This is a genomic window from Enhygromyxa salina (genome assembly GCF_002994635.1).
GTDB classification, from domain to species: Bacteria; Myxococcota_A; Polyangia; order Nannocystales; family Nannocystaceae; genus Plesiocystis; species Plesiocystis salina_B.
Genome location: NZ_PVNL01000121.1, coordinates 48,142 through 67,862, shown reverse-complemented (window position 1 = coordinate 67,862; position 19,721 = coordinate 48,142). Strand labels below are relative to the sequence as shown.

General features: G+C 67.5%; 16 protein-coding genes. 10 read left to right on the top strand and 6 right to left on the bottom strand.

What is annotated here, in order from left to right; translation table 11 throughout:
* Window positions 1–33 precede the first annotated feature (33 nt).
* A complete protein-coding gene (locus ENSA7_RS32075; protein WP_280524054.1) occupies window positions 34–1,557 on the bottom strand; it encodes a pyridoxal phosphate-dependent decarboxylase family protein in 1,524 nt (507 codons plus the stop codon).
* Window positions 1,558–1,668: 111 nt separating this feature from the next.
* On the opposite strand from ENSA7_RS32075, the gene ENSA7_RS32070 reads away from it, so the two are divergent.
* The 4 genes from ENSA7_RS32070 (at window position 1,669) to ENSA7_RS32055 (ending at window position 6,051) form a co-directional block, all read left to right on the top strand.
* Complete coding sequence (locus ENSA7_RS32070) at window positions 1,669–2,313, top strand: RNA polymerase sigma factor (protein WP_106093216.1); 645 nt, start codon at window positions 1,669–1,671, stop codon at window positions 2,311–2,313.
* A gap of 244 nt (window positions 2,314–2,557) precedes the next feature.
* Entirely contained in the window at window positions 2,558–3,799 is a 1,242-nt protein-coding gene (locus tag ENSA7_RS32065; protein WP_106093215.1) for a hypothetical protein, read from the top strand.
* Window positions 3,800–4,408: 609 nt separating this feature from the next.
* A complete protein-coding gene (locus tag ENSA7_RS32060; RefSeq protein WP_106093214.1) occupies window positions 4,409–5,035 on the top strand; it encodes an RNA polymerase sigma factor in 627 nt (208 codons plus the stop codon).
* A gap of 164 nt (window positions 5,036–5,199) precedes the next feature.
* On the top strand, window positions 5,200–6,051 hold the full coding sequence (locus ENSA7_RS32055; protein ID WP_181234308.1) for a DUF3592 domain-containing protein: 852 nt from the start codon (window positions 5,200–5,202) through the stop codon (window positions 6,049–6,051).
* A 175-nt stretch (window positions 6,052–6,226) separates the two neighbouring features.
* On the opposite strand, the gene ENSA7_RS32050 is transcribed toward ENSA7_RS32055, so the two are convergent.
* The 3 genes from ENSA7_RS32050 to ENSA7_RS45900 all read right to left on the bottom strand — a co-directional run bounded on the left by ENSA7_RS32050 (window position 6,227) and on the right by ENSA7_RS45900 (window position 8,930).
* Entirely contained in the window at window positions 6,227–6,772 is a 546-nt protein-coding gene (locus tag ENSA7_RS32050; RefSeq protein ID WP_106093212.1) for a PDZ domain-containing protein, read from the bottom strand.
* A gap of 303 nt (window positions 6,773–7,075) precedes the next feature.
* Entirely contained in the window at window positions 7,076–7,477 is a 402-nt protein-coding gene (locus tag ENSA7_RS32045; RefSeq protein WP_106093211.1) for a hypothetical protein, read from the bottom strand.
* Window positions 7,478–7,736: 259 nt separating this feature from the next.
* Window positions 7,737–8,930 carry a hypothetical protein gene (locus ENSA7_RS45900; RefSeq protein ID WP_181234307.1) on the bottom strand — a complete coding sequence of 398 codons (1,194 nt, stop codon included), beginning with the start codon at window positions 8,928–8,930 and terminating at the stop codon, window positions 7,737–7,739.
* Between the two features lie 105 nt (window positions 8,931–9,035).
* On the opposite strand from ENSA7_RS45900, the gene gcvT reads away from it, so the two are divergent.
* The 3 genes from gcvT to ENSA7_RS32025 are packed head-to-tail and all read left to right on the top strand — an operon-like array spanning window position 9,036 to window position 11,768.
* A complete protein-coding gene (gcvT, locus tag ENSA7_RS32035) occupies window positions 9,036–10,154 on the top strand; it encodes a glycine cleavage system aminomethyltransferase GcvT (protein ID WP_106093210.1) in 1,119 nt (372 codons plus the stop codon).
* 44 nt (window positions 10,155–10,198) lie between these two features.
* Window positions 10,199–10,582, top strand: a complete 384-nt coding sequence (gene gcvH / locus ENSA7_RS32030) for a glycine cleavage system protein GcvH (protein WP_106093209.1) — start codon at window positions 10,199–10,201, stop codon at window positions 10,580–10,582.
* A gap of 31 nt (window positions 10,583–10,613) precedes the next feature.
* Window positions 10,614–11,768 carry an aminotransferase class V-fold PLP-dependent enzyme gene (locus tag ENSA7_RS32025; RefSeq protein WP_106093208.1) on the top strand — a complete coding sequence of 385 codons (1,155 nt, stop codon included), beginning with the start codon at window positions 10,614–10,616 and terminating at the stop codon, window positions 11,766–11,768.
* 12 nt (window positions 11,769–11,780) lie between these two features.
* Here the strand turns inward: ENSA7_RS32025 and ENSA7_RS32020 are convergent, their stop codons facing one another.
* A complete protein-coding gene (locus ENSA7_RS32020) occupies window positions 11,781–14,363 on the bottom strand; it encodes an MMPL family transporter (RefSeq protein WP_146158377.1) in 2,583 nt (860 codons plus the stop codon).
* 150 nt (window positions 14,364–14,513) lie between these two features.
* Here ENSA7_RS32020 and ENSA7_RS32015 point away from each other — a divergent pair, with 150 nt between their 5' ends.
* The 3 genes from ENSA7_RS32015 (at window position 14,514) to ENSA7_RS32005 (ending at window position 18,549) form a co-directional block, all read left to right on the top strand.
* Window positions 14,514–16,178 (top strand): sodium-dependent transporter, encoded by a 1,665-nt coding sequence (locus ENSA7_RS32015; protein WP_106093206.1) that lies wholly within the window; start codon window positions 14,514–14,516, stop codon window positions 16,176–16,178.
* A 191-nt stretch (window positions 16,179–16,369) separates the two neighbouring features.
* Window positions 16,370–17,188 (top strand): hypothetical protein, encoded by an 819-nt coding sequence (locus ENSA7_RS32010; protein ID WP_106093205.1) that lies wholly within the window; start codon window positions 16,370–16,372, stop codon window positions 17,186–17,188.
* A gap of 281 nt (window positions 17,189–17,469) precedes the next feature.
* A complete protein-coding gene (locus ENSA7_RS32005) occupies window positions 17,470–18,549 on the top strand; it encodes an STAS domain-containing protein (RefSeq protein WP_244923978.1) in 1,080 nt (359 codons plus the stop codon).
* 90 nt (window positions 18,550–18,639) lie between these two features.
* Here ENSA7_RS32005 and ENSA7_RS32000 read toward each other — a convergent pair whose 3' ends face one another.
* On the bottom strand, window positions 18,640–19,680 hold the full coding sequence (locus tag ENSA7_RS32000) for a fatty acid desaturase family protein (RefSeq protein WP_106093204.1): 1,041 nt from the start codon (window positions 19,678–19,680) through the stop codon (window positions 18,640–18,642).
* Between the last annotated feature and the right edge of the window lie 41 nt (window positions 19,681–19,721).

Sequence of the window (19,721 nt, the reverse complement as noted above, 5' to 3'; positions counted from 1 at the left end):
CCGCGTGACGGGAGGCCAGCCCCGACTGAGCGGTCAAACCTCGTACAGCGCGTCCATGTACATCCCCAAGATGTCGCTCACCGCCCCGCGAGCTGGCAGCGTCGCCGCAATTCCATACACGGGCGCCATCCCCCCGCTGCCGGCCGGTGTCCGCTTCACCTCCTCGATCGAGGCTCGAAGATCTTCCAAGAAGCGCTCGACCACGCCCGCCTGCGTGTGCCGCAACGTCACGGCAATGTGAACACACGACGGCCGGTGCAGCCCGTTTAGGTTCCAGCGTCGCTTGGTCATCGCGTCGCCGACTCGGTACACATCGAGAGATTTTGGATCTGCCGCGGCGAAGCTGATCACCCACAGCGGATCCCCGAGCACCTGAAGATCAGGCATCGCGGCGATCCCTTCGCGCAGCTGCTTGGCCGTCTGCAAGATCGCCTCGGTCGCGTCCAGGTAGCCCTGCCGCCCGATCGCCTGCATCGCCGCCCAGCAGGCCGCGCTGATCCCTCCGGCGCGGCTGCCCGCGAACGTTGGCGAGAAATAGATGCCGCCTGGCCAGTTGGTGAGCGTGAACCACTGGTGCTTGCGCAGGGCCTTGTCGCGATACAGCAGCACAGATGTGCCCTTGGCCGCGTAGCCGTACTTGTGGGTGTCGGCCGAGATCGAGGTCACCCCTTCCACGCGAAAGTCGAACTCCGTGATCGGGAAGCCGAGCTCGCGCGCCCACGGCAGCACGAACCCACCCAGGCACGCGTCGGTGTGGAACCCGATGTTGCGCGCGAACGCGATGGCCGCGAGCTCCGGGATCGGATCGATCACGCCGTGGGGAAAGCACGGCGCCGATCCGACCAGGCAGATCGTGTGGCGATCGACGGCCTTCTTCATGGCCTTCACGTCGGCGCGGAAGTCATCGCCCACGGGGATCTTGCGCAGCTCGATCCCGAAGTACTGACTGGCCTTGTCGAACGCCGCGTGCGCGCTGGTGGCCGCGACGATGTTGGGCTTGTCGTTGCCCTGCTCGGCGCGGGCCCGATCGCGGTAGGTCTTCATCGCCATCAAGATCGACTCGGTCCCGCCCGAGCTCACGGTCCCGCACACCTCGGCGGTCGGCCCGGCCTGCTTGGCGCCCAGCATGTCCGCCGTCATCGCGACGATCTCGGCCTCGTACTTGGTCACGCTCGGCCACAGATCCGAGTGCAGCGGGTTGGTCTGGGAGTGGATCGCGTAGGCCTGCTCGAGGAACCGCCGATGCTCGGGATCGCCGTGGTAGACGGCGCCCGAGACGAACCCTTCTTGCCAGCGCGACGCCTCGCGGTCGCTCATCGCCTGCATCTGCGCGAGCACCTGCTCGCGGCTGCGCCCCTGCTCGGGCAGCGACTCACAGCGGGGGTACTCGTCGGCGTAGGGCTTGGCCGCTCGGCGCAGCTCCGCCATCATCTTGTCGTACTCGGCGGCGATCCGGTCCTTGACGAACGGCAGCTTCTTGGCCTGCTCGAACAACACCGAAGCGACGCTCTCGCTGGCGTCCCGCAGCTGTTGCTTGGCTCGATCTTTGAGGTCCACCGGGTGGTTTTAGCCGAGCCGCGCCCCGCTTTCACCCGCCTGATGTCCCGGAATTGTCTTGTTGCCGACCGGCGCTTGGGTATTCTCCGGGTGTGACGCTTCAGGACCAAGATGACGGGGCCTGTCTCGAGGCTGGCGGGCTGGCGTGCTGGTGATCGCGCGGCCGGCCAGCGCTTGTTCGCTCGCTACTACGAGCCGGTCGCCCGGTTCTTCATCAACAAGGTCGGTGACAAGAGCCCCGATCTCATCCAGCGGACCTTCCTCGCCTGCGTCGAAGGGATGCCGCGGTTCCGGGGAGAGGGCAGCTTTCGCAGCTACCTGTTCGCCGTGGCCTACCGGCGGCTGTGCCGTCACTACCGCGACCAGGAGGGCAATCGCCTCGACCTCGACAGCGTCTCGGCCGTCGCGCTCGATCCCTCGCTCTCGGGGCTCGTGGTCGAGCGCGAGGAGCTGCGGCTGTTCCTCGCTGGCCTCCGCGACATCCCGCTCGACCTGCAGGTCGTGCTCGAGCTGCACTACTGGGAGGACTGCTCGGTCGCGGAGATCGCAGTGGCCCTGGACATCCCCCAGGGCACCGTCAAGTCGAGACTGCGACGCGGTCGCGAGCAGCTGTGCGCGACCGTCGAGCGGCTGGCCGCGCTCCCCGATGGCGACAATTGGTGCGAGTGCTACAACCCGATCGACTGCATCAAGCTGGTGCTGCTCGGGCCGTGTAGTGAGGAGCTGTGCGACGGCGGCGCTTGCTACTGCGACTGACCGCATCGCCGCGAGCCGCCCGACCCCTCGAGGTCCGGGCGGCCAGCTTCAAGCAGAAGTTTTACGCGCGGTACTCGGTCGCGACGTCGAGGGGATCGTGGCCGACCTGCGCACACTGTAGGGCCCGATCCCGAGCCTCGGCGGCACCGCGGGTTTTCTCCACCCCGATCCGGGCGCAGCTGCCACTGGCTCGGGGATGACGATAAACGACGTGGGAACTCGAAGTGGGTCGCAGCTTGCCCTCATGCTACTGCTCGTCGGAACCGCCTGTGGTCCGGGCGATGTGGCTGGCGACGGGTCAACGGGCACCACTGAGGCCGAGAGCGAGACCGGACCAGGCCCTGGCGAGAGCGAGACCGAGGGCGAGAGTGGGTCCGAGACCGAGACCGAAACCGAGACCGAGACCGAGACCGGATCACCACCCGACCTGCCGACGAACGACTGCGCCGCGTTCTCCGAGGCGGGTTCATTCGATGAACTTTGCTACGCCGATCCGCTCGTGATCGACCCGGATCCGGTCAATTTCATCGACAGGTTCGGCACCAACTCGGGCCCTCGATACTATGTCGCCGGCCCCAACAATCATCGCGCGTACAGCTACGATGACGCCGGCCCCCTGCCCGACCCCGAGCAGCTGGCGATCGACGGCACCGTCGTCGATGCGACGCACCCGATCTTGTTCGAAAATCCGCCCGCGCCTGTGTACGTGATCGCTACCAAGGACCCCAACGCGTTGGTCGTCCTGACGCTCGGCGATCCGATCGAGGTCGCGGCAGTGATCCCGCTGGCCGCCGAGCCGACCGCGCTCGCGTCGATCTATCATGGCCAGCCCTACCGCGACGCGGTGGTCTCGGCCGACGCGACCGGGCGTTTGTCGCTGTTCACCGCGGCCGACGTCGGCATGCTCGAGCTCGACAGTTGGCGGGATCTCGACGAGCCGGTCGAGGAGCTGCAGTACGCCTACAGCTGGATCGACGAATTTCGCGATCTCGCGCTGGTCGGGCTCTCGCGCGCGTCGTCGAGCTTTCAGGTCCTCGAGCTCCCGGGTGTCGCCAACGGTCCGCTCAGCTCGTGGTCGCCAGCTCTGGACGTCTCCGGGTACCTCATTCACTCCTTCGCCGACGAGGTCGCCGACGATCTGCTGGTGCTCTCGCGCGAGCCAGCCGCCATGGCGCTCCACAGCCAGCCTGGCGTCGATCCGGCTTGGACGATGCCGTTGCCCCACCCGGTCGAGCGCACCAGCCGGCAACCCGAGGATTGGGTCGGCGGTGGTCAGACGCCAGAGGTCGAGTTCTACGGGCTCTCGATCGAGCACGCTCGGATCGGCTCGCTGGGGACCACCACCGGAGACGGGACCACGATGATGCCCTCGCAGTCATGGGTGGAGGTCCCGAGTGACACCGTGGCGTTCTTGCCGATCGGCAAGGCCCGGTTCTTGTGTGCGAGCGAGACCGAAGGCCTGAGCTTGCTCGCGCCGCTGCCGTGAGCGCTGAGGGCGAGGATCAGCGCGGCCCCGATCGCGTAGGTCTTCATCGCCATCAAGATCGACTCGGTCCCGCCCGAGCTCACGGTCCCGCACACCTCGGCGGTCGACCCGGCCTGCTCGGCGCCCAGCATGTCCGCCGTCATCGCGACGATCTCGGCCTCGTACTTGGTCACGCTCGGCCACAGATCCGAGTGCAGCGGGTTGGTCTGCGAGTGGATCGCGTAGGCCTGCTCGAGGAACCGCCGATGCTCGAGATCGCCGTGGTAGACCGCGCCCGAGACGAACCCTTCTTGCCAACGCGACGCCTCGCGGTCGCTCATCGCCTGCATCTGCGCGAGCACCTGTTCGCGGCTGCGCCCCTGCTCGGGCAGCGACTCACAGCGAGGATACTCGTCGGCGTAGGGCTTGGCTGCTCGGCGCGGCTCCGCCATCATTTTGTCGTACTCGGCGGCGATCCGGTCCTTGACGAACGTCAGCTTCTTGGCCTGCTCGAATTGTCTCGTTGCCAACCCGCGCTCCGGTATCCAGAGCCATTCGCAAGCGGGCCAGAAGCTCGGCCCGAGCTGACATTTGCCTTGTTGCCTACCGGCGCTTGGGTATTCTCCGGGTGTGACGACTCAGGACCAAGATGACGGGGTCTGTCTCGAGGCCTGGCGGGCTGGCGATCGCGCGGCCGGCCAGCGCTTGTTCGCTCGCTACTACGAGCCGGTCGCCCGGTTCTTCATCAACAAGGTCGGCGACAAGAGCCCCGATCTGATCCAGCGAACCTTCCTCGCCTGCGTCGAAGGGATGCCGCGGTTCCGGGGAGAGGGCAGCTTTCGCAGCTACCTGTTCGCCGTCGCCTATCGGCAGCTGTGCCGTCACTACCGCGATCAGAAGGGCAATCGCGTCGACCTCGACAGCGTCTCGGCCGTCGCGCTCGATCCCTCGCTCTCGGGGATCGTGGTCGAGCGCGAGGAGATGCGGCTGTTCCTCGCTGGCCTCCGCGACATCCCGCTCGAACTGCAGGTCGTGCTCGAGCTGCACTACTGGGAGGACTGCTCGGTCACGGAGATCGCAGTGGCGCTGGACATCCCCCAGGGCACCGTCAAGTCGCGACTGCGACGCGGTCGTGAGCAGCTGCGCGCGACCGTCGAGCGGCTGGCCGCGCGCCCCGAGCTGGCCATGAGCACGCTCGACGGGCTGGAGACCTGGGCGCAGCAAGTCCGCGCTCGGAGCCTGCGCGACGACGCCTGAGCGTTGGGCGTGGGGCTCGGTCGAGGGCGCGTGAAGTTTTCCATGATCCAGCCGTGGGCGGCTGGATCGCCGCTCCGCCCTCGAGGTCCGGGCGGCCAGCTCGCGCGGTCTACAGCCCTCGACAATCCGTGCGCAACGCGATCGCTACCGGCTATGGTGCGTGGGTGGGACGACGAACGGATCTGCTGGTGGGGACCCTGGCCACCCTCGTGTTTGTCGGGCTCGGCCTCACGATCCTCGGCTTCAGTGGGCGGTCGATCAGCTACGCGATCGCGTCCGCCAACTGGCCAACGGTGTCCGGTCAGGTCCAGGACAGCGGCACCCGTGAAGACGAGCTGTTCGTCCGCTACACCTACGAGGTCGAGGGGGAGTCGCACGAGTCGACCCGCATCGGGTTCGACGTGTTCGACAACCCTGGTGGTCGCGGGCGGCGGGCGACGGTGTTGGCCCGCTACCCAGTCGGCGCCATGGTTCGCGTGCATGTTCGCCCGGGCGCGGCGGACCAGGCCGTGCTCGAGACCGGGGACGTGGCGCCGTTTCTCACGCCGTCGTTGTTTGGCCTGATGTTCCTGGGGTTTGGGCTGCACTTCGGGCGCATCACGGCGCGGCGTGGCGTGGGTGCACCGACGGCCATGCCGGTCGACCGCGCGAGGCGGGTCGTGTGGGTCGTCATTTCGGTCGTCCTCACGCTGATCCTGGGCGGGCTCGTGTTCGACGGGACCACGCAAGAGGTCGTGCAAGCGGCGTTTGGTCCGTGGATCCCGGCGGCCGTGCCCGCGTGGTTGGCCACGTTGATGTTCGTGCTGGGCTTCACGGTGTGGCTCCCGGTGCTGCTGTGGCACGGCGTCATCCTGGTTGGGGACGGTGTGCGGCCGAAGCCGCTGGCGCTCGTTGTCGCTGCGATCTCCGGTCCGCCCGAGGTCCGGCGGACCGCACGCTGGGCTGTCGGTGCCCTGCTCTACTTTGTCGTGATCTGCGGCGCGTGGATCGCCTTCGCCAGCTGGCGCGGGGTCTGAGCGGCGCCGCGGCCTGTGGCTTCCGGCCCGGATCGTGCGTCGCGGCCATGCCGGCCGCGATGTCCGATCCAGGCGCAGGAAGCCGAGCCCTAGGCTGAGCCGAGCGCTCACCAACGGATCGCCACATTCTCTACCTCATCCAATGTCGACGGTCGAGCCGCCGCGATTCATTACACTAGCGACGCACGTAGCTGCGCGTATGGACCACATTGTCCCGCACCAACACGAGCTCGACACGCTGGGCGTGTAGCGCTTCGTTGGCCACATCGACCACCGCGGCCCAGCTGTCGACGGGCTCGCCCGCGACCTCGGTGATCACGTCGCCGTTCTCGAAGCCGAGCGCGTGACCGAGGTTGCCTGACACCACGCCAGCAACCTCCCAGCCGTCTTGCTGATCGGAGGTGGCCGTGTGCGGGATCAAGTAGGTGCCGTCGGCCGCGAAGGTCGAGCTGTCGGCGGTGAGAACCTGATCGATGAGCGCCTGCCGAATCTCGCAGGTGTCGCCGATGCACGCGACCAGGTCGGCCGGGGCGACGAACGGCGAGTCATCGCCGGTGGTCTCGTCCCCGGTATCACCGGTGGCGTCGCCATCCGTATCGCCGGTACCACCGGACTCGCCAGTCCCGTCTCCCCCGTCACAGTGGTCTTTGCCGATCAGGCAACTGCCAAGATACCGCGGCTCGCTCAGGCTTTCCTCGCAGTTGTGGGACACGAGATCCAATGCGGCCGCCTGTTCTTCACACGCGTGCAGTGCGAGAGTCCGAAGCGCATCATACGGAGTGCTCTCGGGATCCGAGAGCTGGGAGACCGCGCTCGGGCTGAGGCACAGCTCGCCCCTCATCCAGTAGTGGGGCGTCTTGATGTCTCGGACCTTGCGTCCGCGGTTTCGCCCTGGGCGTTCTCGGCCACGATTTCCCAGGACTCGCCACATTCGGCGAGCAGCGGGTTCGTGCCGAGGCATCCGGTCATCAGGAGAACAGGCAAGATTCCGAAGTATCGATTGTTTTTTGTGGTCATGTTGTCTCTACTCTGGTTCTTCGAAGGGTTGATCGGGGTCGCAGTTGGTGAAGGCAACGTCCTGCTCAAAGCAAATGTAGTCAGTCGGAGGCGGGCCGGGGTCGTTGTCGCCGAGGGACATTAGGTAGACGTCGTACTCCTCACAGGTCAGGCCGCCGACACAGAACGACAGCTCGATATTTCGAGAGTCGCACTGGTTCAGTACGTCCCAGGTTTCGGAGACCGTGCACTTGGAGATGCACTCCTCGACTGAGGCGTAGAAAGGATCCGGCGTGCAAGTCGTCGTGACTGGGCACGCGCTCATGCACGCGTCCGCGACCAACTCGCTGTAGTCCGGCTCGACCTGCCGCTCGGAGCAGCCAGCGAGGAGCAGCAGGATTGGATAGATTCGTCGTCGAAGGTTGGGCATCGGGTCGTCTCTCGGTCTCGAGCTCGCCTTGCGGCCGAGCACATGTGCACAGGCTGTGCCGTCGCCAGTGTGCCCCAGAGCGCCTGCTCACCGCGATCGAGCAGCGCAGGATTCGCCTGTTGACGAGAAATTCGTCAGCGCCGACGAAAATTTCGTCAACTGGCCTCTCTGTGTCCGAATTCCGCCCGGTACGGCGACGAAAAAATCGTCACCCGCCCCGCAGGCTCGCGGAGTCGTCGTCAGCGAACGAGCGCGCGGCTCAGTTGCGACGCCGAGGCGAGAGATCGAGCTTGGTCCCGGGTTTGCTGGGATCCGCGTTGGGATCCGGCTTCGGCTTCGGCTTCGGCTTTGCGTCCGGCGCGGGCTTCGGCTGCTCCGGCTCCGGCTCCGGCTCCGGCCCCTCGAGCTCCGGCCCAGGCAGCACCGTCAAGGGCAGCGGCGGCTCCCCCTCATCGACGAACGCGTCGTCCTCGACCGTCTCATCGACGCCGATCGGCTGCTCGAGCAGCTCGCTCTTGCGCTTGTCTCGGGCCGCCCGCTCCTCGAGCTCGATCAGCTCGAGCCAGCGCTCGTCCGCCACGCCCACGCTGCCATCGGCCGCGACCGTGAACACCACATCGGGCGCCGCGGGGCGAATGAACGCGTCCGCCTCGGCGTGAATCCGGATCTGCTTGAACGCCGCCGCGACGCAGGTCGAGACCTCCTCCGGGAGCTCGCCCCGCTCGACCCGATTGATGACGCTGCGCCCGTCGCGATCGAACAGGTTCAGGCCCTGGACCCGGTACTCGCCCGGACCCACGCGGCCGGTCAGGCACGCCTTGGCCCGGACCGCGGCCGCGGTCTGCTGCCGACGCATGAGCTCCGCGAACTCGTCGCTGCCGGCCTCGGCGAAGAACCCGAGGCTGACCCAGTAATACACGTCGATGTAGTACGCGAAGGTGTCGCGGCTCTCGACGAAGCGCTGCTTGGAGATCACCTCGGTCAGGCAAGCGTCCATGTGCTTGTCGTCGAAGCCCGACTCGAGCACGTCGGCGGTCAGCACCGCGCCGTCCACGGCCACCCGCGCGCGAAACTTGGCCTGGCCCTCGGGCACGCCCAGCCAGGTCTGCTCACCGTCGACCTGGCCCGGCTCCATGGTGACGATCGCCCGATCCAAAAAGCAGATCGCCGCGGGCCCGCGCAGGTCCTGGGCGATCTCGGCCAGCCGGACCCGCTCGATCTGATCGAGCCCTTTTTGCGAGGGCTCGAGCACCACGCCCTCGCTCGACTGCCGCACGGCGTTGCGCACGTACTGGTCGGCCTGGGCCTGGGACACCCGCCCGTCCCGGGCGAGCTTGTCGCGCGAGCAACCCGTGGCCCCCGCGATCGCGACGCTGGCGAGGCCAACCACCAGCGCGAACGCAGATGCACGGGTCGACCGGCGGCTGGCCGGGGGTGCTGGTGCGCGCTGCATGCCCGTGAACATCGGTGTCGAGCGGGATTTCTAACACTGGGTTCGGTCGGGGCAAAGCTTGGCGGGTTGCACCATCGCCGCCGGTCCCGGATAGTGGCGTCGCCCATGGCAGCGCTCCTCTCGACTCCCCTCCACGCGGCGCACGTCGCCGCCGGCGCCAAGATGGTCGACTTCACGGGCTGGCACATGCCGGTCCAGTACGCGGGGATCCTCGCCGAACACAAGGCGGTGCGCGAGGACGTGGGGCTGTTCGACGTCTCGCACATGGGCGAGATCGACTTCGAGGGGCCCCAAGCGCTGGCCGCGGTTCAGAAGCTGATCACCAACGACGTCACCAAGCTCGTCGACGGTCAGGCGCTCTACACCGCCGTGTGCCTGCAAAGCGGCGGGATCGTCGATGACTGCATCGTGTATCGGCAAGCGCCCGAGCGCGTGCGGATCGTGGTCAACGCGTCGAACATCGCGAAGGACGAGGCTCACTTCCGCGAGCACGCGGGCGGCATGTGCGAGATCATCAACCGCTCGGACGAGACCGCGCTGATCGCCGTGCAGGGTCCACGCGCGATCGAGCTCTCGGCCCAGCTCTCGGCCCAACACTCTGCCAAGTCGGGTGGCGCCAGCCTGGCCGACATCAAGAGCTTTCACTTCGGCCCCGGCGAGATCGCGGGCAAGCCAGTGGTCGCGGCCCGCACCGGCTACACGGGCGAGGACGGGTTCGAGCTGTTCGTCGCGGCCGACCACGCGCACGCGGTCTGGGACGCGCTGATCGCCGGCGGCGCGGCACCGTGTGGGCTCGGGGCCCGCGACACGCTGCGCCTCGAGGCCAAGCTGTGCCTGTACGGCAACGACATCGACGCGACCACCTCACCGCTCGAGGCCGGGCTCGGCTGGGTCGTCAAGCTGGCAGCGGGCGAGTTCGTCGGCAGCGAGGCCCTCGCGGCCCAGAAGCGCGACGGCGTCGCGCGTCAGCTGATCGGGTTTCGCGTGCAGGGCAAGGGCACCCCCCGCCACGACTGGGAGCTGGTCGCCAGCACCGACGACGGCGCCGAGGTGATCGGCCACGTGACCAGCGGCGGGCCAGCCCCGACCGTGGGCGGCTCGGTCGGCATCGGCTACGTCCGCACGGGCTACCACAAGCCAGGCACGCTGATCGCCGCCCGCAGCAAGCACAAGCTGCTCCCCGTCGAGATCGTCAAGGGCCCGTTTTATCGACGCGCAACCTGACCCCCACCACACTCCCTCCTGATTCACCGCCTGCGAGACACCACATGAGCGAACTGCCCGAGAACCTCCGCTACACCAAGGACCACGAGTGGGCCCGGCGCAACGACGACGGGACGATCACCGTCGGCATCACCGCCCACGCCGTCGGTCAGCTCGGCGACATCACCGCCGTCAGCTTGCCCGACGTGGGCGAGGCCCTCGAGGCCGGCGAGCGCTTCGGCGACATCGACTCGGTCAAGGCCGTCTCCGATCTGTACGCCCCGATCACGGGCGAGGTCGTGGAGGTCAACCGGGCCCTCGACAACGAGCCCGAGATCATCAATTCCGAGCCCTACACCGAAGGGTGGATGATCCGGATCCGCCCGGCCGAGGGCGTCGATCTCGGCGAGATGCTCGACGCCGAAGCCTACCGCCAGCTCCTGGACTAGCCGCTTCACAGCGGCACGCGTGGCCACCACCATGGCTGAACCCAAGATTGACGCCGAGCTCGAGCGCTACCGCGAGGACTACCCGATCCTCGCGGATAGCGTGTACATGAACAGCAACAGCATGGGCGCGATGCATCGGGGCAGCGCCGAGGCGCTGCGCGAGTACACGCAGGTGTGGGAGCGCGAGGGCGTCGAGGCGTGGGACCACTGGCCTGCGTTCATCGATGAGACCGCCGACATGGTGGCGCGCTTCTTCAATGGCGGGCGTGGCAACACCACGCTCGGCGAGAACGTCGCGACTTTGCAAGCTCGGGTCGCGAGCTCGCTCGACTACGCCAAGCGGCCCAAGGTCGTGATCGAGCAACTGATGTTCCCCAACGTGATTTACGTGTGGGAGCGGTTCGCCCGGCTGGGGGTCGAGCTCGAGCTGGTGCCGAGCGACGACGGCGTGACGATCTCGACCGAGCGGATGCTCGAGGCGATCGATGAGCGGACCAGCATCGTGTCGATCTCCCACGCGGTCTACGTCTCGGGCGCGCTGCTCGATGTCCCGGCGATCTGCAAGCGCGCCCACGAGGTCGGCGCGCTGGTCATGTGCGACGTGTACCAGACCGCGGGCGTGGTCCCGATCGACGTGCAGGCGTGGGATCTGGATCTGTTGGTCGGCGGCAGCCACAAGTGGCTGTGCGGCGGGCCCGGCACGTGTTTTTTGTGGGTCCGGCCGGGGCTGCGCGAGCAGCTCGAGCCCATGACGACCGGGTGGATGGCTCACGCGGCCCCGTTCGACATGGCGCCCGCGCCGATCGAGCTGGCCACGGACAGCTGGCGCATGCTCGCGGGCACGCCCTCGGTCCCGGCCTACTACGTGGCCCGCAACGCCTACGAGAACCTGCTCGAGATCGGCGTCGATCGGATCCGCGCGCACAACCTCGCGCTGTGTCGGATCATCATCAAGCGCGCGCTCGAGGCCGGGCTGACCGTGCGCTCGCCGATCGACGACGCCGCGCGCACGGGCTTTGTCGCCGTCGACTTCCCGAGCAGTGAGGCCGCCAGCAAGGTGCTGGTCCACGAGCGCTACAAGCATGACTGGCGGCCGAATTGCGGGCTGCGGATCGGGCCACACTTCTACAGCACGCAGGCCGAGGTCGAGCGCATGATGACGCGCGTGATCGAGCTGGCCCGCTGATGCCCGGTAATATCACCGTGTCTCGGCGCGGAGCGGATAGAGCACCAAGAACGCCACGCCGACACAGACTGACAGGGCGAGGATCCCCACCTCGCCGATGCTGCGCAGGCCCAGGTGGTCAGCCGCCAGCAGGCCCGAAAACCCAGCGACCGTCGTCAGCGTGGCGAGCATCGCCGCCCTGCTGGTCGCGCCGAGGTTGGTGCCTGTTCGCGCATGCCACAGGTGAATGCTGGCGTCGATCCCGAGGCCGACCACCGCGGGCATCACCACGATATTGAAGAAGTTCAAGCGCAGCGGCCACTCGCCCATGATCCCGAGCGTCAAGATCAGCCCGAGCCCCAGGCTGGCCGCGCAGATCAGCGTGGGGATCAGGCGACGCAGATCGAGGGCGATGAACACCAGCATGATCAGGAGCGCCCAGATCGGCAGGCGTCGCGCGTCGTGTTCGACGAGCGCCATCAGGTCGGCGAACACCAGCCGACTGTCCGCGGCCAGCACATCGGTGCCCTCGGTCAGCACGTCGAGCCGGTCGCGGACTGCGATCAGCTCGTCGATGCTCCACCCAGCGATGTCGAGGCATGCATGGGCGATCCGATCGCTGCGACCGTCCTTCTCCGTGAACGGTTCGACGGCCCAATCCGGCAGCTCGCTGACTTCGAGCGGCTTGGCCTTGCTGAGCCGCTCGAGCGCCTCGAGGTGGCTGCGGTGCTGCTGCGCCTGCGCGTCGAGCTCGGGCAGCTCGGCCAGGAAGCCGTTCGTCAGCTCGATCAGGGGCGCGATGCTGCGTTGCTTGGCCAGCTGATCCGTCGGCATCAGGGTGCGCAAGCTGTAGACCTCCCGCACCCAGGGTGTGCGCGGGGCACCAGTCTCGACGGCGCCGGGCAGCAGCTTGGTCTGCTCGGCCTGCATGCGCGCGACCACCAGATCGAGCTCGGCCGGATCATCGGCGAGCAGCGCGAGGGTCTTGGCGCAGCGGCCACCCGTCGCCCCATAGTTGATCGTGTGGGTGGTCGCCGCCGTCTGGCTGCGCAGCGCCCGGGTGTCTCGCTCGAAGCCGAGCTTGGGTGCGCCGAGCATGCCGAACACCGCCAGCCCGACCAGCAGCGCGACGCGGGCGACCTGCAGCGGGCGCAGGAGCTTGGCCGGGACCCGCAAGCCCGGGGTGCCGGCTCGGCCGACCCTGGTCACGCGCCGCAGCGGTCCCAGCAACGAGTCGATCACCGGGACCAAGACCAGCGCAAACACAAAGCAGATCGTCACGCCGAGCGCCGAGATGACGCCGAACTCGCGAAACGCCTGGAACTCGGCCAGGCGCAGCGCAACCAGACAGCCGACCGTGGTCAGCATGGTCGCGGTCAGCGGGCGCAAGTTGGCGCTGACTACGGCGGGCCAGTCGGCGTCCCGGCCTTGCGCCTGGCGTTGGGCGTAGAGGTGGACGCCAAAGTCGACCCCCATGCCCAGCAGCACGGCGAACAAGAACACGGTCAGCGCGTTGAGCTCGCCATAGACGGCGGTCGCGACGGCGAGCGTCACCGCCATCGACACCGCGACCGGAACCAGCACCAAGACCAGCGCGCGCGCGCTCCAAAATCCCAGCCCCAGCACGGCGATGATCAGCGTGGCCGAGATCCACGTCGCCCGAGCGGCGTCGCGCACGATCGTGTCGACCTCCTTCGAGACGTCGTAGGCAGCGACGACCTCGACCCGGGCGTCGACGGCGACGCCGCGCGCCTTGGCAGCGGCGACGCGGGCCTCGATCCGCGCGACCACCTCCTGGGCGAACTCGACGTCGGTCGCCGGGATCGAGAGGCTGGCCTGGAGCACGCGGATGTCGCCAGTCTCGCTGGCGTATGGTTCGCCGATCCGTGGCTCCCAGACGATCTCGCCCGCCTCGTTCTCGCCGGGCCAGATCAGCTGCAGCTCTTTGTTGCTCAGTTGGCCGTGCGCGCCCGCTGCCTCGCGCTGCTCCGTCAAGAACCGGTCGAGATCGAACCCCGGCTCGGCGGCTGCGGGCGGCGTCGAGGGTGGTGCGCCCTCGTCGAGCGCTGCCTGATCCGTGGGCGCGTCCCAGTCGTCCCCCTGGATCGCCTCGATGTCGATTGGATCACCTGTCAGCCCTGGGCCGAGCGCGCCCGCGACCGCCTGCTTGCGCTGATCGGTCAGAGTCTCGCGCAGCTCGTCGATCTGCGCGAGCTCGAGGAAGTACAGGGCGTGGTCGCGCAGCGGTGTGAAGTCGCGATGGATCGAGACCCCCGAGGTCTCGGACCAGCTCGAGACCTCGGCCGCGAGCTCGTCGATCATGATCGCGTTGGCTTGCTCGTCCGGGCTCTCGACCGCGACGACCAGCCGCTCGGCGCTGCCTTTGCGGGCCTCGATCGTGTCGAGCGCGACCACGCTCGGCGCGGTCTTCGGCAGTAGCGCGCGTAGATCCGTGTCGACCCGGATCTGCGCGCCGTAGAGCAGCGACACGCCCGCGAGCAGCAGCGCGAGCACGATCATCGACGCGCTGCGTTCCCGGCGTTCCACGAGCCAGGCGACCTGACGCACCACGATCCGCGTGAAGGGCCCCGAGGGTCGCCCGGCACCAGGGTTCATCGGGCGCAGACTAGCCGCTCGCAGGCAGGTCGACGATGGGCCGCCCGGGCGCCGCCCGCGAAACCGCAGCCCGGAGCCGTGTTTGCGAAGCACGCGTGACAGGCGACGCTCGCGCAGATGGCCGCGTGCGATCTTGTCCCGACACGACATATGGCGGGCCAACAAGCGGGCGCGACAAATCAGACCAAGGACCAATGGGGTACCCGCATCGGCGTGATTCTGGCCGTCGCGGGCTCGGCCGTCGGTCTGGGCAACTTCTTGCGATTCCCGGGGCAGGCAGCCGCCAACGGAGGCGGGGCGTTCATGATCCCCTACTTTTGCGCGCTGCTCGTGCTCGGGATCCCGATCGGCTGGGCCGAGTGGACGATGGGCCGCTACGGCGGGCGCAAGGGCTTTCACTCGGCCCCCGCGATCATGGGCGTGATCGGCCGCGGTCGCGCAGCTCGCTACCTTGGCATCATCGGCGTGCTGATCCCGCTCGGGGTCTCGTTCTACTACGTGTTCATCGAGTCCTGGTGCCTCGGCTACTGCTGGCAGTTCGTCGAGGCCATGCTCGGCGGTGAGGGCCTGGGCATCGATCCAAGCGCGAGCATCGAGGCCCAGACCCGCGCCTCGGCCAGCTTCTTCGCCGAGTTCACCGGCCAGCGCGGCGACGGAGTGATCTTCACCGAGCTCCGCGAGACCGCGCTGTTTTGGCTGGCGGTCATCGCCGTCAACGTGTTCTTCGTGTTCCGCGGGCTGTCCAAGGGCATCGAGAAATTCTGCAGCCTGGCGATGCCGGCGATGGCGATCTGCGCGCTGATCGTGTTGATCCGCGTGTTGACGCTCGGCCCCAACCCCGACGCGCCCGAGCAGAACGTCGCCAACGGGCTGGGCTTCATGTGGAACCCCGACTTCGCGGCGCTGGCCCGGCCACAGACCTGGATGGCCGCGGCCGGGCAGATCTTCTTCAGCCTCTCGGTCGGCTTCGGGGTCATCATCAACTACGCCAGCTACCTGAAGAAGAAGGACGACGTGGTGCTCTCGGGTCTGACCGCGTCGGCGACCAACGAGGTGTTCGAGGTCGGGTTTGGCGGGATGATCACCCTGACCGCGTCGTTCGTGTTCCTGGGCCTGTCAGGCACGATCGGGGCGGTCGCGGGTGGCTCGTTCGGGCTCGGGTTTCAGACCCTGCCGGTCGTGTTCGCCCACATGCCCATGGGCGACCTGATCGGCGCGCTGTGGTTCTTCATGCTGTTCCTGGCCGCGATCACCAGCTCGCTGTCGATGTACCAGCCGACCCTGGCGTTCGTGCAGGAGGCGCTCGGGACCGACCGCCGCCAGTCGACGGCGCTGGTGACCGTGCTCGGTGTCGCCGGCTCGGCCTGGGTCGTGTGGTTCAGCGCCGGCAGCGTGGCGCTCGGGACGATCGACGACTGGGTCGGGACCTTCTTGATCGTGGTGCTCGCGGCGATTCAGGTGATCGTGTTTGGCTGGGTGATGGGGATTGAGCGGGGCCGCAACGAGGCGCACGAGGGCGCCCAGATCCACATTCACCCGGTGTTCTGGTTCATCATCAAGTACGTCGCGCCGGCCTATCTGTTGGTCACGATCGGTCGCTTCGTCTGGGTCACCTTGCCCGAGTGGATCGCGGCGCTCGGGGCCAACCCCGTCGCACGCAACACGGTGTTGTTGATCGGCGTGGTCGTCGTGTTCCTCTGTGCGCTGGTCTACGTCGGTGAGAAGCGCTGGCGCGCGCTCGGGATGGACGTCGATGGTGTGGACCCGCCCAACGATGATGATGACGACCTGCAGTCGAACGGAGCGACGCCATGACCACCACCGGGATCGTGTTCATGATCACCTCGCTGACCTGCGTGTGGGGGCTGGCGCTGTGGTGCTACCGCAAGGTACTGGCGTCGCCCAAGCCACCCGAGCCGCCCGACGACTAGAGCTTCGCTTGCGGAGGCGTGGGCGAGGTGGGACCCTGTGCACATGGTCGTGCGTGTGATCGAGCAGGCCCGCTGATGTTCATCGTCGCGATCACCCGCTGGGGGGCTGGATTCGACCAGCAGCTACCGGAGCTCGCGAGCATGCTCGGCATGTTTCCCTACGATCTGCGGGCGCGGGTCGCTGGCCCGCTGCCCGTGATCGTCGCCCGGATCCCCGAGCGTGAGCGCGCGTCACAGCTGCTGACCAGGCTGCGCGACTGGGGCCACGGGGTGGTCGGCTGCGACGCAGACACGGTCCCGAGCGCGGCGGCCATGCATCAGCCCCGCGACTTCAGCTTTGACGGCGAGACCCTGCGCACCCAAGACCACGCCAGCGCGCCCGCGTCGATCCACGCCAGCGAGGTCTATGCGCTGATCCACGCCATGGTCCTGGCCGATCACCAGACCACCAAAGAGCGCACCAGCAAGAGCTTCAGCGCCGCGCGGGCCGTGCTCACGGGCGGCATGGTCATGACCCGCACCAGCACCAGCACCACGCACAGCAACACGTCCGAGTCCGAGGAGCGCATCTATCTGTTCAGGCGCACGGGCACCCGGTTGGGCGATCCCATGCTGTTTTGCCAGCACCAGCTGCGCTACACCGGGCTCGGTGAGGCCATGGGCCACTCCAGTCACGAGAGCTTCGCGGCCCTGACGACGCGGCTGCGCAGCAGCTTCCCTGGCGCCTACTACGACGACCAGCTCCGCAGCTCGAGGCGCAAGACCACGTTCACCGCGGCCACCAGCGCGAGCTCCAAGGCCACCAAGGTCAGCAGCGTGATCAGCTCGAACGCCTCGGGGGTCGATCTCGCGGCCTACCTGCTCGTCATGGCCCACTCGCGCGGGCAGCTGTGAACCCCGCGCATCGCCAGGTGCCAATCGTGTGTTCAGGTCGTCATTCGTGGCGGCCAAATCATGCCACCGTGTGCCGAATACTCTGCATTCGTCGTTCTGGCGTGTATCGATTGACTTCGCCCGACTGCGCGAGATCATGGACCCGCCCGATTGCGCGCAGGCCCAGCTGCGGCCGTTTCTACGCGGAGCGAGTACGCGCAGTCCAAGACCGCGCGCTGCTGCGAGTTAAAATTGCGCCGCCAACTCCGCAGTGAGAGACTCGCTCGACTCGGGAGACCGCGATGACTGACACGAGTGCTGACAGCGAACCGCGCATTAAAGTCGATGGTAACGAATTCCTGTGGCAGCGAGAGGCGGGCTTGCTCCGGATCAGCGGCGCCCCCTCGCTGGCGCTGTGGATCGAGTCCTCGCTCGCGGGCCTGATGAAGGGCATGCAGCACATGGTCGGCACCGATCGCTTCAACGTCGCCATGCAGTCCGGCGGCCGCGACAGCGTCGACGGGGACTGGGGCTACCTCTCGCGCTTCGACACGTTTGAAGAGGGGCTCGACCAGCTCGGGATCCTGGCCAACACCTGCGGCTGGGGCCGCTGGAGCCTGATCTCGATCGACCGCGAGGCCCAGGTCGCCCGGTTTCGCGTGACCAACGGCTGGGAGGCGCTGTATCAGACCGCGCTCGGTTGCGAGTGGGGCTCCACCTTCATGGCTGGCAAGTTCGCCGGGCTGTGCACCAAGCTGTTTGGCACGAACTGTTGGGCGACGCAGACGCGCATGCAGGCCCGCGGCGAGCCCTGCGATGAGTTCGAGGTGCGGCCGTCGACGAACACGATCGAGCGCGAGCTCGAGGCCCTGTTGTCCGGCGACAAGGCGACCCGGGCCGATCTCGCGGTCGCGCTGCAACAGCTGCAGCGAGAGGTCAGCGAGCGCCAGCGCGCCGAGCGAGAGGCGACCAGGCGGCTCGAGATGATCGAGTCCCAGCGGCGCGACATCGACGCCCTGACGACCCCGATCATGCAGATCTGGGATCGGGTCTTGACCCTGCCGATCCTCGGCAGCCTCACGGGCGAGCGGGCCGAGGCCCTGACCCAGCGCCTGCTCTCGGAGATCCAGCGGACCCAGGCCCGGTTCGCGATCCTCGACATCACCGGCGTCGAGGTGATCGACACCAACACCGCCAATCACCTGATCCGGGTCACCCGCACGGTCTCGCTGCTCGGGGCGACCTGCGTGATCACAGGCACCCAGCCCGCCGTCGCCCAGACCATGGTCGCGATCGAGACCAACTTCGGCGCGGTCGTGACCCTCGCGACCCTCCGCGACGGCCTCGAGTACTGCATGCGCGCCCTCTCAACGCCGCACTGAGAGCTGACAACAGCCCGCTGCCCACGGTGAACCGGTCTACCATTGGCGCCTGCAGGCGGGTCAGAAGCCTGACCCGAGCTGTTACACCCCTCAGGCCCGGATTGGGCGAAGGCGTGTGCGCATGAACTCGATCCGCTCTTCGATGTTGCGCTCGGGCGCGCCCGGGAGCTCGACCATGGCCTTGGCCAGGGTCCGGTAGGCGCCGACCATCAGCAGCGCCCAGACCAAGAAGAAGTCCAGCCCGCGGAACACGATCGCGTCGTGCTCGCCGTAGACTGACTTGTTGGTCTGAAACTCGCCGGGGTAGTCGCTCCAGTGACAGCGCGCCTTGACGTGGTGGTAGATGTGGTAGCCGTCGTTGAAGCAGCGTCGGTTGTAGCGCGAGTCGATGCAGGTGATCGAGTTGCGGTACGGATCTTCGGGGTGCGCGGCGTCCACGAACGCGTGCTGCGCCCAATTGCCGGCCATCATGAGCACCCGGACCATCAGGACCGGGAACGCGAACACGACCAGGGTCGCCCGCCAGTCGACGAACACCGCGAGCAAGGTGACGATCGACCAGAACACCAGCTCGCCGCCCACGGCCTTGTAGGCCATCTTGGCCTGGCCCCGGCGCACGAAGTAGATCGACAGCTCGAAGATGATCAGGAAGAAGAACCGGAGAAAGTAGCGCAGCCAGTGCCCAAAGCTGTCCCGCTGAAACCGCATCGTGGAGCTGAGGTCGTCGGGCAGGTTGTTCTCCGGGTGGTGCATGCCCATGTGGTGGCAAAAATAGGTCTGGGGCGTCTCGCCAAAGAACGGCCCGAGCACCAGCGGGATCACGTTGTTGAGCCACCCGTACTTGCGCCGAAACAAGATCCGGTGCGAGGTGCAGTGCAGCATCAAGATGAACCGGTCCAGGGTCCACAGCGCCCAGACCAACAGGTACGCGACCGCGGCGGCCCAAAACCAGTCGCCCTGCAGCACCGTGAGGCTGAGCGGATACAGCGAGAGCCCGAGCAGGGCCGTGACGATGCACGCGACCATCAGGTGGACGAAGCCCAGGTCCCGCGGGTCGTTGATCATTTTTAGCGCGGCGCGATCCCACGGGGGCGGGCGCTCGTTTAGCGTGGGCGGGCCTGGATCCGGCATGGGCAACCGGAAGCTACCAAACGCGCCCCGGTCAGGTCACG

Excerpts from the sequence above, each read along its gene's own strand:
- ENSA7_RS32070 (WP_106093216.1), top strand. The coding sequence starts at position 1,669 with ATGACGGGGCCTGTCTCGAGGCTGGCGGGCTGGCGTGCTGGTGATCGC.
- ENSA7_RS32065 (WP_106093215.1), top strand. The coding sequence starts at position 2,558 with ATGCTACTGCTCGTCGGAACCGCCTGTGGTCCGGGCGATGTGGCTGGC.
- ENSA7_RS32045 (WP_106093211.1), bottom strand. The coding sequence starts at position 7,477 with ATGCCCAACCTTCGACGACGAATCTATCCAATCCTGCTGCTCCTCGCT.
- ENSA7_RS45900 (WP_181234307.1), bottom strand. The coding sequence starts at position 8,930 with ATGCAGCGCGCACCAGCACCCCCGGCCAGCCGCCGGTCGACCCGTGCA.
- gcvT (WP_106093210.1), top strand. The coding sequence starts at position 9,036 with ATGGCAGCGCTCCTCTCGACTCCCCTCCACGCGGCGCACGTCGCCGCC.
- gcvH (WP_106093209.1), top strand. The coding sequence starts at position 10,199 with ATGAGCGAACTGCCCGAGAACCTCCGCTACACCAAGGACCACGAGTGG.
- ENSA7_RS32025 (WP_106093208.1), top strand. The coding sequence starts at position 10,614 with ATGGCTGAACCCAAGATTGACGCCGAGCTCGAGCGCTACCGCGAGGAC.
- ENSA7_RS32020 (WP_146158377.1), bottom strand. The coding sequence starts at position 14,363 with ATGAACCCTGGTGCCGGGCGACCCTCGGGGCCCTTCACGCGGATCGTG.
- ENSA7_RS32015 (WP_106093206.1), top strand. The coding sequence starts at position 14,514 with ATGGCGGGCCAACAAGCGGGCGCGACAAATCAGACCAAGGACCAATGG.
- ENSA7_RS32010 (WP_106093205.1), top strand. The coding sequence starts at position 16,370 with ATGTTCATCGTCGCGATCACCCGCTGGGGGGCTGGATTCGACCAGCAG.
- ENSA7_RS32005 (WP_244923978.1), top strand. The coding sequence starts at position 17,470 with ATGACTGACACGAGTGCTGACAGCGAACCGCGCATTAAAGTCGATGGT.
- ENSA7_RS32000 (WP_106093204.1), bottom strand. The coding sequence starts at position 19,680 with ATGCCGGATCCAGGCCCGCCCACGCTAAACGAGCGCCCGCCCCCGTGG.